At 43.2% G+C, this 13,683-nt stretch carries 7 protein-coding genes; 2 read left to right on the top strand and 5 right to left on the bottom strand.

What is annotated here, in order from left to right; translation table 11 throughout:
- Positions 1–248 precede the first annotated feature (248 nt).
- The 5 genes from WA338_RS10910 to WA338_RS10930 form a co-directional block, all read right to left on the bottom strand.
- Positions 249–2,126 (bottom strand): rhamnogalacturonan lyase, encoded by a 1,878-nt coding sequence (locus WA338_RS10910; protein ID WP_336093325.1) that lies wholly within the window; start codon positions 2,124–2,126, stop codon positions 249–251.
- The gene (locus WA338_RS10915; RefSeq protein ID WP_336093327.1) at positions 2,123–2,815 is read right to left on the bottom strand and encodes a DUF6250 domain-containing protein; all 693 of its coding nucleotides are present in this window, start codon (positions 2,813–2,815) and stop codon (positions 2,123–2,125) included. The genes WA338_RS10910 and WA338_RS10915 overlap by 4 nt, the downstream gene beginning before the upstream one ends.
- 81 nt (positions 2,816–2,896) lie before the next feature.
- Entirely contained in the window at positions 2,897–3,475 is a 579-nt protein-coding gene (locus WA338_RS18905) for a sensor histidine kinase (protein ID WP_442913222.1), read from the bottom strand.
- Between the two features lie 764 nt (positions 3,476–4,239).
- On the bottom strand, positions 4,240–6,342 hold the full coding sequence (locus tag WA338_RS10925) for a RagB/SusD family nutrient uptake outer membrane protein (protein ID WP_040532850.1): 2,103 nt from the start codon (positions 6,340–6,342) through the stop codon (positions 4,240–4,242).
- A 29-nt stretch (positions 6,343–6,371) separates the two neighbouring features.
- Positions 6,372–9,527, bottom strand: coding sequence for a SusC/RagA family TonB-linked outer membrane protein (locus WA338_RS10930; RefSeq protein WP_273017055.1), 3,156 nt, complete (start codon positions 9,525–9,527; stop codon positions 6,372–6,374).
- A 259-nt stretch (positions 9,528–9,786) separates the two neighbouring features.
- Between WA338_RS10930 and WA338_RS10935 the strand changes: the two genes are divergently transcribed.
- Both WA338_RS10935 and WA338_RS10940 read left to right on the top strand, forming a co-directional pair.
- On the top strand, positions 9,787–12,525 hold the full coding sequence (locus WA338_RS10935) for a glycosyl hydrolase (protein ID WP_273017054.1): 2,739 nt from the start codon (positions 9,787–9,789) through the stop codon (positions 12,523–12,525).
- Positions 12,526–12,550: 25 nt separating this feature from the next.
- A complete protein-coding gene (locus WA338_RS10940; RefSeq protein ID WP_009781054.1) occupies positions 12,551–13,675 on the top strand; it encodes a glycoside hydrolase family 88/105 protein in 1,125 nt (374 codons plus the stop codon).
- Positions 13,676–13,683: the final 8 nt, after the last annotated feature.

Below are 13,683 nucleotides of genomic sequence, written 5' to 3' on the forward strand. Positions count from 1 at the left end.
TACTACATCTCGTGGGAGAGTAGGTCGCCGCCTTGTTTTAGAAGTCTGCATCAATATCTGATGCAGACTTTTTTTTTACGCATAACTCAACAAGAAAACGTGCAGTAATGTCTTCTGTAAACTATTTTTAAAGCAGCTCGACGGTGCTTAAAGTGACATAACATGCTTGTAATGTACTTTATTTGAATAGGTACCAAGTCTTAAGAGCAAAACAGTAGTTACATTAAACAAGTGTATTACACTATTTCTTAGCATAGCGCGCCAGCATATGGGGGTTGATTGTAGGCAGTATTCTGCCATACAATGCTTAGGCGGTACATAGCATCTTGCATCAAGGTAGGCATACGGTAAGCGGTAGGGTGTGTCGTAGTGTAAATACGCAGTTCGTTACTTTCAGGTGTACGCCATATCACTTCCTCCCTCCAGTCGCCAAAAAGATCAGCAGAAAGGCAAGGAGTAGCCTTGGTGCCATTATTAGCGACGCTTCCGTTTGCAGTGAGCAAGTTTTCGGTGGTTTGGGTCTGCCAGTTCCATTTATCGATGCGGTTTTGATCTAATAGTTCACGCGTGAGGTCACCATCCCACCAAACCATAAAATTAGTAGAGGATGGTGTGTTTTGACTAATTGTGTTGCCGTGGATATCGCGTAAGCCGCCCGGACCGCCCCAATTTTCGAAACCCGGGTGTGTGGGGTCAATATCTGCAGCGACACCACGACCTACATCTATACTTTTTCCTTTTTCAAAAAGTATGTTTCCGGTAGCAGCGTCAAAAAGAGCGACTCCCGGGGTTTCTAGTTTTAGTGTACGTCCTTCATTCTCGTGTATGCCAAATACTTCCAAACCGGGACGATCGGGATCCATATCGCTGATGTGTAAGGCATCACCGTGGCGCAAGCCTGTGGTGTACAATCCGGAACCGTCATCGTCGATGACCATCGCGCCAACACAGATCTCATCTTTTCCGTCGGCATCCAGATCACCAATGCTCAATTGGTGGTTGGCCTGTCCTGAAAACGGATTTTTAGCGTCTTTCGAGTCAAATACCCAACGGGACCGCAGTTTACCCCTTTTCAAATCCCAAGCGGCTGCTACGGTACGCCCATACCATCCGCGTACGAAGACCACACTGGGTATCTTTCCGTCCAGATAGGCAACACCGGCTGTAAAGCGATCTGCGCGACCTCCAGTGTCGTCATTATTACCGTTTCCGCCAATGCCGCCCCAACCATCTAAAGGATAACGGTCTGGGATATAGTTTTGCGTGTCGAGTACTTTTCCCGTAGCGCCCTCGAAGACACTAAGGTATTCCGGACCTTCCACAATTTTACCATAAAGTGGGGATTTGGGATCCAGGTTTCTCCAGTCTTTAGTTGCGTCACCAATGACGTTCCCTGTGCCATCTATGCTTCCGTCTGCAGTTTTACACACCACTTCGGCTTTGCCATCCCCATCAAGATCATAGACCAAAAACTGGGTATACGCAGCACCCGCTCTGATATTTTTTCCCAGATCGATACGCCACAACAAGGTGCCGTCTAATGTATAGGCATCTATAAGCTGCAGTCCGGTAAGTCCGGGACGCGGTGGATTTTGCACTTCTGAAGGCTGCCATTTTAGAATGATCTCGTAGGTGCCATCGCCATCCAGATCTCCAACGCTGGCATCATTGGCCGAATAGGTATAGCTTAAGCCCTCACTTCGGACTGCTTCCGGTTTTTGCAAAGGAACCGAAAGGTAGGGGGTATTTGCCTGCGATGTGCGTAGTTTACTGCTATTGCCAAAGTCGCGTTTAGGCGTTTTACCGGAATAGTTGACATAATAGGCTTGGGCCGGTTCCGGTAGCGTATCGGTAAAAAAGGTGGATTGTGATAATGGCGCTGCATTCAGTTTTAATAAGGTACCCTCGTCCGTTTCTTTATATACATCAAAAGCACAGGATTCCGGATCCTGCTCAAGCAGGCGCCAGCTGATGTGGGTTTGGTTGTTTAGTTTTATGGCGACCACACCGCGATCTAAACGTTCTGCAGGCTGACGTTGTGCGCTCCCAGAGCTATAGGCCATTACCCACAGGCTCAATAGGAGTAGCCCGTTGGGATATTTCAATAAAAAGAGAAATGGTTTCACAGGCGCTTGATGCTTAAATTTCTATACTGAATCTTACTTTTTACGGTACGTAAACCGAAATACCCACGGGTATAAGAGGCTTCATCTTTCAGGTCAAATAAAAGGTTGTCATTCACATAAAAACGAACACGATCTTCATTCATTTCTATATGAATATCATACCAGACATCGGCTTTCAGCAGGTGATCGGCATCGGTATATTCTTTGAGAATAGGGGGGCGTTCTCCTGAATTGGCAAAGGTTTCGTAGGTGCTTTTATATTTTCTGAATCGGGTGGTTGTATTGGTGTTGCCTCCATAACCTGCATAATAAAGGTTGAGCGAATAATAGTGCGGAAAGACGCCGTTTCGCCAAGATGAGCGTTTAAAAAAATCATCGGGATATTCGGGATCTTGAGCCATCCAGAAAAAATTGAGATCAGAGACCCGCAGCACCGGGTCTTCGGTAGCGACCACTTTGGCCTGAAGCCGAATCGATACCGGAGCCTCCAAAGGCTCGTGGTACCAAAGCGTGACTCCACCTTTAGCGCTGACTTCGATATGTTCCTGTCGGAACGCTACCAGAGTTTTTGGAGTTGTTTTCTCAATAATCCAGTATTCCGGTTTAAAGAGCTCTTTTGAGGTAGGAGGTACTTGCGCCAAAGCCTGTTCAAGCCAAAACAGCATCGTAAAGCATAATAAAAAGCGCATAGGAGGTACCAATTGTTTACTGCTATAAATTAAGTAGCAACACGCGGAATGATATCCTGTACTGTCCTGTGAAAAACGCACTTAGTCTATGGGGAGCCTCAAGAAAACCTTAGTTCCCAAACCTTCTTTTGAAGTAATGGTAAACGTTCCTCCCTGGCGCTCACTTAATTCTTTTACAAAACGCAGTCCCAGACCGTAGCCGGTTTCACCTGCAGTTCCTGCTTGTGCACGAGCTGTTCCTGAAGTGATGGTTTTAAGGTTTTCCGGGGCAATCCCGATCCCATTGTCCTCCACTTGAATTTCTATGCAGGTTGGATCTTGATCCCTAAGTATCTTAAGCGTGACGCTTATTTTTCCGCCGGAAGGCGTAAACTTGATGGCATTTGCGATAAGGTTTCCTGCAAGCGGTAAGAGGTTCTTTCGGGGAACTTTAACCGAAGTAGCATCGTAGTCTATTTGTAGCTCGATGTTTTTGGGAGTGGCTTGTGGGGTGTAGAGTTCGTAAAGTTTTGTGCCCAATTCAGTTAAGGTAACATAGGCTGAAGCGTTTGTGTGAAGCCGGGCAGCATCTTTGCTCAGGATATCATCGGTCAAGGTGAGAATAGCAGCGGCACTTGCTACGGCTGCGGAAAGATAGATTTCAAGATCTTCACGCTCCATAGTTTTAAAATCTTGCTCGGTCTTGAGCTGTGCAATGCCACTTAACGGGCTGCGAATATCATGTGCCAAGCGACGGGTGAGTTGTTGTTGTTGCTTGAGTTGGGCCTCTAAATGTACAGTATGTTGTTTTAAACCTAAATACTGCTCTATTTGCTGTGCTATTAAGTGCAGCTGGTCTTTTTGATCTTTTGAAAGGCTGTTTATGCTTTTACCTACAACACAAAGGGAACCTACGGGGATCGTTTGACCTAAGGTTAAGGGAATCCCGAAATAATAAATAAAACCTTGTTGGGTTACAAATTCTTTATTCTTAAAGCGCGGGTCAAGATCTAAACGCGTTTCAAAGTCTCGCGCCTCTTCAACCGTATGATTACACACCGTGGCTTCCAGTGGTTTTTGATAACTTCCGCCTAGCGAACTGGCTACCGTCCACTGTGCGTAGGAATCGAGAAGGTTGATTTCAGAAAGCTCGGTACCGGCAATTTTTGCAGCCAGTATACTTAAAGATTCAAGTTCGTTTTTTAAGCCGTTGTAGTCTAAGTCTAGTGCAGCTAATGCTGATGCTCTGTCAAGATCGTGTACGTTCAATTGTGCTGATTTAGGGATGACAAAAATATCAAAAGGAACTTGTGAACTGCAGGTTCTAAGGAGTTTAAACATTATTTAACGTTGGGTGCCAACCTCCTGCATAAAAAAATCCCCAAAGGTTTAAACCCTTGGGGATTGAATCGCTATTTAAAATTGGTTCAAGCTAAGCGCAACATTTAGTATCCCGGATTTTGCCATTCTGCTCTTCTGTCTGGAGAAAGGTTGGATCCGTCCTCGTTGAGAAGTCCATCTATAAATGATTGCGGAATAGGACGCAATTCGTGCTTATTTTCAGTGATGTTGGTGGCTTGTGGGTTGAACGCACGGGCACGTTGAATCAGTGTTCCAGTTCTTGAAAGCGTCTCCCAACGCTGCCATTCTCCCAAATGCTCTCGGGTACGTTCGTTTAAAATAAAATGAAGCGCACGCTCATAGGAACCTGAAATGCCTAGGGCTGTCAATACCGCCTCATCTTCGTCGGGAAGATTATCAGGAAATGAGGTTAAGCTTAAATCTGAAGCAGCTGTAGTCACCTCAATATCTGGATTAGAAAGGTAATATGTGTTCATATTCAAGTTGGAATTTACATAATTTTCTGCCGCAGAACCTGTGTTTAAGCTGTTATTCTCAAAAGCAACCGACCCGTCTATGTAGTATGATCGATTTTCTCCTGCTTTCCAGGCTGCACGAGCACGCACGGTATTCAGGTCATTCATTGCGTTGCCATATTGTTGTAGGCGTGCATAACATTCTGCACGAACAAGATAGGTTTCAGCAAGGCGAGCCATGGTCACATCACGGTGTGCATCTCCTTTCTCAGCAAAACGAGAACCGTCATCAGTCTTATTTATTCCGGCAAAAAAGTTAGACACCGGGGTACTCTTAAAATCTGGAGACACGTATTGACCATTCTGATATAGTACTAAAGAATTGGGTACAAATTGTCCAGGATTGCTTGTCAAGGACCCTGAAGTTGGAGTTTGACGCATGCCTTCTTCCCACTCTGGTAAGCGACCTTCAACATCGCGCCAATCAGGATTCTGAATATTAGCACCAAAGGTAAAATCATTATAGGTATCATCATCTTTAGTATTCAAAATCATCACAATACCGGGATCTCCCAGTTCTACATCGACATCTGTATTGATTACGTTATTTACTCCGTAAACTGTTTTAAAAGTTTTCCACATTCTTGAATCGTTTACGTGGTCAAAAACCGCATACGTGTATTCGGTAGGACGTAGACGCTGAAAGTCCATACCTCCAATCCATACTCCACGACGTACCCATCCTCCGGAAAAATTAGAGAATTGAGGCGTAAAGTAATTGTAGGTGCGATTCCCGAAGCGGCCTGAAGTAGAAGCATCTGCGTTATGAGGTGCGGCCATCAAAATTTCATCAAGTTGTTCTGCTTCACTATCTACACCCGTCCAATTAGCATATAGGTCACGATAGTCATCGGTTAAAGCACCACGTGCATCAATGGCATAGGTTGCAGCATCAATAGCTTCAGTAAGATCACCTTGAATGTATTCAGCATTCCAGGCATCATTACGTTCAGAGGCTCTAAAAAGCAATGCTTTGGCTAAAAAATGTGCTGCTGTAGCTTTGGTCCAGGTAACCCCTTTACCATAGGTGTATACCTCGCCTTCAAAGTAGGTGTATGCATCTCTGAAATCAGAAATCACCTGCTCCCAAGTTTCTTCATCGGTTGCACGTTCAAAATTGCGAACCACTCCTTCTGCGGGTTCTAGTTGTAGTACAACCCCACCATATTGTGCGGCTAGTCGGTAATAATTATATCCTCTTAGGAAATGGGCGTGCGCCAGACAGCGGTTGCGTATACCTTCATCTTCGATAACTTCGGCATTTGCAATAATGGTGTTTGCAGAGGCGATACCATAATACATCTGATCCCATAAGGCGGCCGGCGATGTTGCATTACCATTGGCTGCTCCGGTTTCTGGTGTTGCACCTACGGGCCCTAAACGGTTATCATAGGTGTTCCACATTTCATTAGTGAGATCGTTGGCATTTGTAAATTCATCTGTACCATACAGGGTAAGACCATATGCCCATTCATAACCAAAATGCCATCTAATGTTTCCATATAGAGAAACGGTTAAATCTTCAAGACCTTGAGCGGTTTCAAAATATTCGGTTGAATATTGATTGGTCAACTCTTCATCTAGAAAATCATCTTTACAAGATGTGATACTCAGTGCTAATAGAGCCGAACAGAGTACCGTAGTACTCTTTTTAAATATATTTATTTTCATCGTTTTCTTTTTAAAATTCATAGCTGATTTTACAGTCCAATATCTAAACCAACAGCAAAACTGCGGTTGAAAATTGTTGAATTAGTATCAAAGTCATACCAGGCTGCACCTTGGTAAATACTTCCCGGATTAACGGCTTGTACGTAAACTCTAAGATTATTAAGCCCCATTTTTTCGCTTTGCTCAGGGGTGAAATTATACCCCAAAGAAATATTACGTATTTTTATAAAGCCCGCATCACGTATTCCCAAGAGTCCTGAAAACTCATCTTGTGATCCTGAGGTCGCTTGTCCTAAAATAGGTTTCTGAAATCTAGAATCGGTATTGTCGGGAGTCCAATAATCAACCTCGCGTTGGTTAGAGCGTGCGGTCATAGGTTCTCCACCAATATTTGCTTGATACCCCAAACGTGAGATGATAAGTGTACTCAATTCAAAGCCTTTATAGCTGAAGGAGTTATTCCAGCCTAAAGTCCATCGTGGTGCGGTATTACCTAAGATTACACGGTCATCTGCATTCATAACATAGTCGCCATTTTGATCTACAGGGCGTACATTGCCCGGTGTAAAATCATAGCCGTTTTCATTCCAAGCGGCCATTTCTGCTTGATCTTCTGGTGTATCTTGCCAGATTCCGGCATTGTCATAACCGTAAATAACGCCTATAGATTCCCCGATGAACCAGTTGTTATCTACCATATCATTTTCGCCGTAAGCAAGCTCTTCAATCTCATCGCGTTGCCAAGCAACATTTAAATCAGATTCCCATTGAAAACCTTCACTAGAAGCTATAGGAATCGCATTTAAAGAAACCTCAAAACCACGGTTATTAGTTTTACCTATATTGGCGATAGTAGAAGGGAAACCTGTAAGCGTAGGGATGTTCACAGACATCAAGAGGTCTGAGGTGTACGATCTATACACGTTTAAACTACCGGATAAGCGATTTTGAAAGAGACCAAAATCAATACCTAGATTGTATTGAGTGGTCTTTTCCCAACCTAAATTAGGATTGGCCAAGGATAACTGAGATCTTGAGTAATATGGCTCGTTGGTCGTATAACCAATTTGGTTTGAGAGACCGTTAAAAGGTAGAAAAATCGATATGATATCACCTTTAGTTGCATATGGGCTTACCGCAGAGTTTCCTGTAGTACCATAACCTAAACGAAGTTTAAGGTTGTCAACCCAATCTGCACTTGCTAAAAAATCTTCCTGATCTAATCTCCAGGCTAAAGCTGCTGATGAAAAGAAATCCCATTTATTACCTTCGCCTAATTGAGAAGCACCATCCCAACGTCCGGAAACCGTTAATAAATATTTACTGTTGAAACCGTAATTGGCGCGAACCATATACGAACTTAACTGACGCTCGTTAAGGTTAGAGCCTATACTCACATTGTTTTCAGAATTGGTTAAATCAATTGCTCCAAAGTTATTCCAAAGCATAGATGCCTTGGGAATATTATTACCTGACATTCCTGAACTTTCAATATTCCAAGATGAAGCCGTTTGAAGTAATGTAAGATCTAAATTGTGTTTTTCTCCAAAACTTGTGCTGTAGTTGATTTGATTGTCTAATGTCCAAGATAAATCACGTCTGTTATTTAAACGTGCATAATTGGTTCCTAATGACCCGTCTGAATTGATACGATGAGAAGAACTCCCATCTATATATACTCCTTCTCTAAAGTGTCTAAAGTCAGGACCAAAACGTACTAGGTATTCTAAACCTTCTAATGGCTCATAAATCTCACCGATATCAAAAGTGGCACTTAAGCTACCTAAAGCACGGAGCGTTTGTGATAACTGGGTACTTTTGTTTTCTTCTCCAATGATGGTGTAAATGGTATTTTCACCTCCAGGATTGATGACAAGATTTCCGTTAGCATCATAAGGAACTGCGATGTTGTAAATGTTCTTGGCAGCGCCGTATATCGCATTTGGGACAGAGCCACTACGACCACCTAAAGTGGAAAATCCATAATCCTGCTCACTCCAAGAGAGATTAAAATTGGCTGCAAATTCAAACCATTCAGTAGCATTGATGTTTGTACTAAGGTTTGCAGTATAGCGTTCATAAAACTGACCTTTTTGTGTTCCCTTATTATTGGTATAACCAACCGATCCGTAGGCGTTGATTTTCTCTGTACCTCCACTGGCACTTAAGGTATGTTCACTCAATACACCTGTCTGGGTAACATAATCGGTCCAGTCTGTATTTTGTACTCGTGATGCATCAAAAGAACCATTTTGCCAGCCTTGCAATACATTGTCTCTTGAGGTTTGGCCATCTAATGGGCTGTCAAAGATATTGGTATCATTAGCCAAAGTAGGACTGTCTGGATGTGCGTAGGTATTGGGATCTAAATTGTAAGCAGCCCATCTTCTAAACTCAATAAAGTCTGCAGCACTCATCGCAGGTGCTCGATCTACTATGTTAGAAGTAGTTACAGTACCCGAATAATTTAAAGCAAAGCGTCCTGTTTTTCCTTTTTTGGTGGTAACGATAATTACCCCATTTGCCCCTCTAGAACCATAAACCGCAGTTGCAGATGCGTCTTTTAAAACGTTGATAGATTCAATATCTCTGGGGTTAATGGTTTCAATTGAAGAAGCTGATAAAAGAGGAACGCCGTCTACTACATAAAGAGGGGCGTTACTTGCTGTTAAAGAACGATTACCACGTATACGTACAGAACCTACAGTACCTGGGCGTTCGCTACTTGTGATGTCTACCCCAGCAGCTTTACCTTGTAACGCTTGAAAAACATTACTTACAGGTTGTGTTAATAACTCGTCAGAACTTACAGACGAAACCGCTCCGGTGAGGTCTGATTGCTTTTGCGTACCATAACCTACCACAACTACGGCATCCAGTTCTGCACTGTCTTCTTCCATTGTAATCGAGTACGTACTTTCAGTTCCTACTACTTGCGAAATCGATTTCATTCCTAGGTATGAAAATATTAAGGTTTCTCCTTCAGCAGCTTGTAAACTAAAATTCCCGTCAAAATCGGTCTGGGTTCCACGTTGGGTACCTTCTACCAAGACATTTACGCCCGGTAATGGCATTCCTTGGGTGTCTGTAACAGTACCTGACACTGTTTTTTCTTGTGCCCATACCGATGTGGTGAACATCAGTATGCTGAAACACAATAAAATGAGTTTGTTTGTTTGTTTCATATTAGCTCTTATTTAAGAAAAATTAACTGTTTTTTGGATAACAGATTTTTAAAAGTAACCAATGAAATCGTTTGAGGTATCCTGTACTTACTGTGCTGCTGCATCCTGCTTTATGTTAAGTTTTCTTAAATTTTAAGAGTTACAGAGCTTGTCTTTCACAGGACGGCACAGGATAGCTTTTGGTAGACGAACTTATAATTTTAACGGAATTTGAAAATCTGCATAATGCATTGTATTTTCAATTTTATAAGCTTTATCTATGCGAATACTATTCAAACTTCTCTTAGTTCTTCTCACTACAGGTCTTTTTACAGCTTGTCAATCTCAAAATTCGGAAGTTACACACAGCGATACTGCGTTGTGGCCTGATATTGAAAAAACGGCCAAGCCCTGGACCCGTTGGTGGTGGATGGGAAGCGCCGTTGATAAATCCAACATCAAAGAGCACTTGGTTGCTTTTGAAAAAGCCGGTTTGGGCGGTGTAGAGATCACGCCTATATATGGAGCAAAAGGAGAAGAAGAACAATTTCTTGAGTTTCTTTCTCCAGAGTATCTGGAGCTTTTAGACTATACGATCACTACTGCAGACAGTTTGGGGCTTGGTGTAGATATGGTTTTAGGAACCGGATGGCCGTACGGCGGTCCTCAGGTAGAGCGTGAATTTGCCGCAACCAAGTTGGTGGTTCAAAAATATGAGTTAGCACAAGGAAAGGCATTTGATCAGGAACTCAAACCAGATCCTAAAGAACGCCAGCCGGCGTCCCTTAACGCTGTGCTTGCGTATGATACTGCGGGTAACTTTAAAGATCTGACCAAAGAAGTGCGTGATGGAAAACTTAGCTGGACTCCTGAAGATGCTTCTTATACGGTTTATGCCTTGTTTACCGGCAAAACCGGTCAAAAGGTAAAGCGGGCAGCTCCCGGAGGTGCAGGCTACACGCTAGACCACTATTCTAAAGAAGCTTTTGTGGATTACATACAGCCTTACGATTCTGCATTTGCCGAAATTAAAGGGCAGTTGCGTGCGATTTTTAATGACAGCTATGAAGTTTACGGTACCGATTTTACACCGAAGTTTTTTGAGCAGTTTGAAAAACTTCGAGGTTACGATCTCAAACCACATATCAACCTTTTATTGAGTGACAGCGATAACGATTTAGGGAACCGGGTGAAGAGTGATTACCGCGAAACCTTATCTGATTTACTCTTGCATCAGTTTAATGAACCTTGGACCGACTGGTCCAACAAATACGGATTTAAAACCAAATTACAAGCACACGGTTCGCCGGGGAATCTTATCGATCTTTATGCTTCGGCAGATATCCCGGAGTGTGAGACTTTTGGTTCGATGCCCTTTGATATCAAGGGTTTTAGACGCGAGGAAGAAAATATTAGAACCGGAGATGCAGATCCCGTGATGCTCAAATTCTCTTCTTCGGCGGGACATATCGCCGGGAAGCCGCTTATTTCTTCAGAAACCTTTACCTGGCTTAGAGAGCATTTTAAAACAGCTTTGTCTCAGGCAAAGCCGGAAGCTGAAGAATTACTCCTCAATGGAGTGAATCATATTTTCTTACACGGTTCTACCTATTCTCCGGAGCGTGCCGGTTGGCCGGGCTGGAAATTTTATGCTTCGGTAAATTTTAGTCCGAAGAATACTATCTGGAAAGATGCTTCAGCACTATTTGGCTATGTGGGTAATGTGCAATCGGTATTACAAGAGGGAAAAGCAGATAACGAGACCTTATTGTATTGGCCTATTTATGACCAGTATAATAGTTATAAAAAAGGAAATTTATTCTTTCAGTTTAAAATCCATTCTTTAGACGAGTGGTTACTCGATACGCCATTTTACGAAACCACAAATACCTTGATGAACAAGGGGTATGGTGTCGATTTTCTGTCTGATGCTTTTCTAAAACAAGCTAAAGTAGAAGCAGGTAAGATCGTTTTACCCGGCGGGACGTACAAAGCCTTGGTGGTTCCTGATTGTCAATTTATGCCACTGGGCAGTATGGAAAAATTAGTAGCGCTTAAAAACGCTGGAGCTTCTGTGATCTTTACCGGTTTACCAGAAAGCGTTCCGGGATATTTTGAATATGAAAAACAAACTGCGGCACTAGAGAACCTGATGTCTGAAAATGATCTAGCCATTACTGCTTTAGAATCAGGTTTGCGTGCGGCAGAGGTGGCTCCCGAAACCTTGGTAGCGTCCGGATTAAAATTTATTAGAAGAGCTCAAGGAGATTCTAAGATCTATTATTTGGTAAATCATACCCAAGAGGATATTGACACCTACATTCCATTATCGGGCAATGTTGATAATGCGGTGCTTTTGGATCCGCTTACGCGAAAAGTGGGTGCGGCGGCTGTTCGTGAGACGGAAGGGCAGGCTGAAGTTAAAGTGCAAATTGCTTCGGGAGATGCGTTGCTTATTAAAACCAATTGGGATTCGCCTGAAGAACAATGGGCATATACTTCGCCCTCGGCTGAAGGGATTCCGCTAGAAACTGAATGGAACATCAGCTTTGAAGAAGGAGGACCTACGCTTCCGGAAGCTGCAACTATGAACAGTCTAAAATCCTGGACGACGCTAGGCGAAGATGCAGAGCATTTTTCAGGAACGGCAAGCTATACCACCACGTTTACTAAACCGGAAACAGCAGCAGATACGTGGCAACTCGACCTGGGAGATGTAAGAGAAAGTGCTGCCGTGTGGCTTAACGATAATTATATTGGTACTGCCTGGTCGGCGCCATACCGTTTGGATCTTGGTGCATTGCAGTCCGGTGAAAATACCCTGACCATCAAAGTGACCAATCTGGCAGCAAACCGACTTCGGGCTAAAGAATTGCGCGGTGAAGAGTGGAAGACCTTTTACGAGATCAATATGGTGAATAAAGATTATAAACCTTTTGATGCGACCGTTTGGGAACCTACACCTTCAGGACTTTTAGGTCCCGTTCAATTGGTGCCATTGGCTATAGAAACAAAATAAATCACGAGATAAAAAACGAATATAGATGAAGAAAATACTGGTTTTAGCTGTTTTGGCAGCATTCAATTTTAATTGTGCTGCACAGCAACAGATCAACCGCGATGATGTGCTCGCAAAAATGGAACTTGCCAATGCGTATTTTATGAAGAAATGGCCAGATGTAGGCAAAACCATCATCACCAATAAAGAACGCCCAAGTAACATATGGACTCGCGGCGTGTATTATGAAGGTTTGATGGCCTTACACGAGATCTATCCTAAAAAAGAATACTATCAATATGCTTTAGACTGGGCCGATTTTCATCAGTGGGGTTTCCGAAGCGGAAATGAAACCCGCAATGCAGATGATTATGATGCGGCACAGACGTACATTGATCTGTACAACTTGCAGCCCGATCCTGAAAAACTGAAAAATACCAGAGCTTGTATGCAAAAGTTTTTGGTAACGCCACAAAACGGCGATTGGGATTGGATCGACGCGATACAAATGGGAATGCCGGTTTTTGCTAAAATAGGTGTACTGGAAAATGATCCGCGCTATTTTGAAAAGATGTATGAGATGTATATGGAAAGCCGTAACGTCATTGGTGAAAACGGATTGTTCAATCCGGAAGACGGTTTATGGTGGCGCGATGCAGATTTTGACCCGCCATATACTGAACCTAACGGAGAAGATTCCTATTGGAGTCGTGGTAATGGTTGGGTGATCGCTGCGTTGGCAAAGACGCTTTCGATCATTCCTGAAGATGCTCCGCACCGCGATCAATATATTGAAGATCTGCAAGCAATGGCCGAAGCCTTAGTAAAAGTGCAGCGCGAAGATGGGTTCTGGAATGTAAGCCTACATGACCCAACGCATTTTGGAGGTAAAGAAACTTCGGGAACAGCTCTATTTGTTTACGGGATCGCCTACGGGATCAATAACGATTTGTTAGATCGTGAAAAATACCTGCCGGTAATTACAAAAGCCTGGAATGCGATGCTCTCAGAATCGCTTCATGAAAATGGCTTTTTAGGCTGGTTGCAATCCACCGGGAAAGAACCTAAAGACGGGCAACCTTTATCTTATGACAAACAGCCAGATTTTGAAGACTACGGTTTGGGGTGCTTTTTACTCGCCGGGTCAGAAATGTATCGCTTAGAATACTAAACTTGAAT

It is taken from the genome of Leeuwenhoekiella sp. CH_XMU1409-2 (genome assembly GCF_037029365.1).
GTDB lineage: Bacteria > Bacteroidota > Bacteroidia > Flavobacteriales > Flavobacteriaceae > Leeuwenhoekiella > Leeuwenhoekiella blandensis.

Excerpts from the sequence above, each read along its gene's own strand:
- WA338_RS10930 (WP_273017055.1), bottom strand. The coding sequence starts at position 9,527 with ATGAAACAAACAAACAAACTCATTTTATTGTGTTTCAGCATACTGATG.
- WA338_RS10935 (WP_273017054.1), top strand. The coding sequence starts at position 9,787 with ATGCGAATACTATTCAAACTTCTCTTAGTTCTTCTCACTACAGGTCTT.
- WA338_RS18905 (WP_442913222.1), bottom strand. The coding sequence starts at position 3,475 with ATGGAGCGTGAAGATCTTGAAATCTATCTTTCCGCAGCCGTAGCAAGT.
- WA338_RS10915 (WP_336093327.1), bottom strand. The coding sequence starts at position 2,815 with ATGCGCTTTTTATTATGCTTTACGATGCTGTTTTGGCTTGAACAGGCT.
- WA338_RS10940 (WP_009781054.1), top strand. The coding sequence starts at position 12,551 with ATGAAGAAAATACTGGTTTTAGCTGTTTTGGCAGCATTCAATTTTAAT.
- WA338_RS10925 (WP_040532850.1), bottom strand. The coding sequence starts at position 6,342 with ATGAAAATAAATATATTTAAAAAGAGTACTACGGTACTCTGTTCGGCT.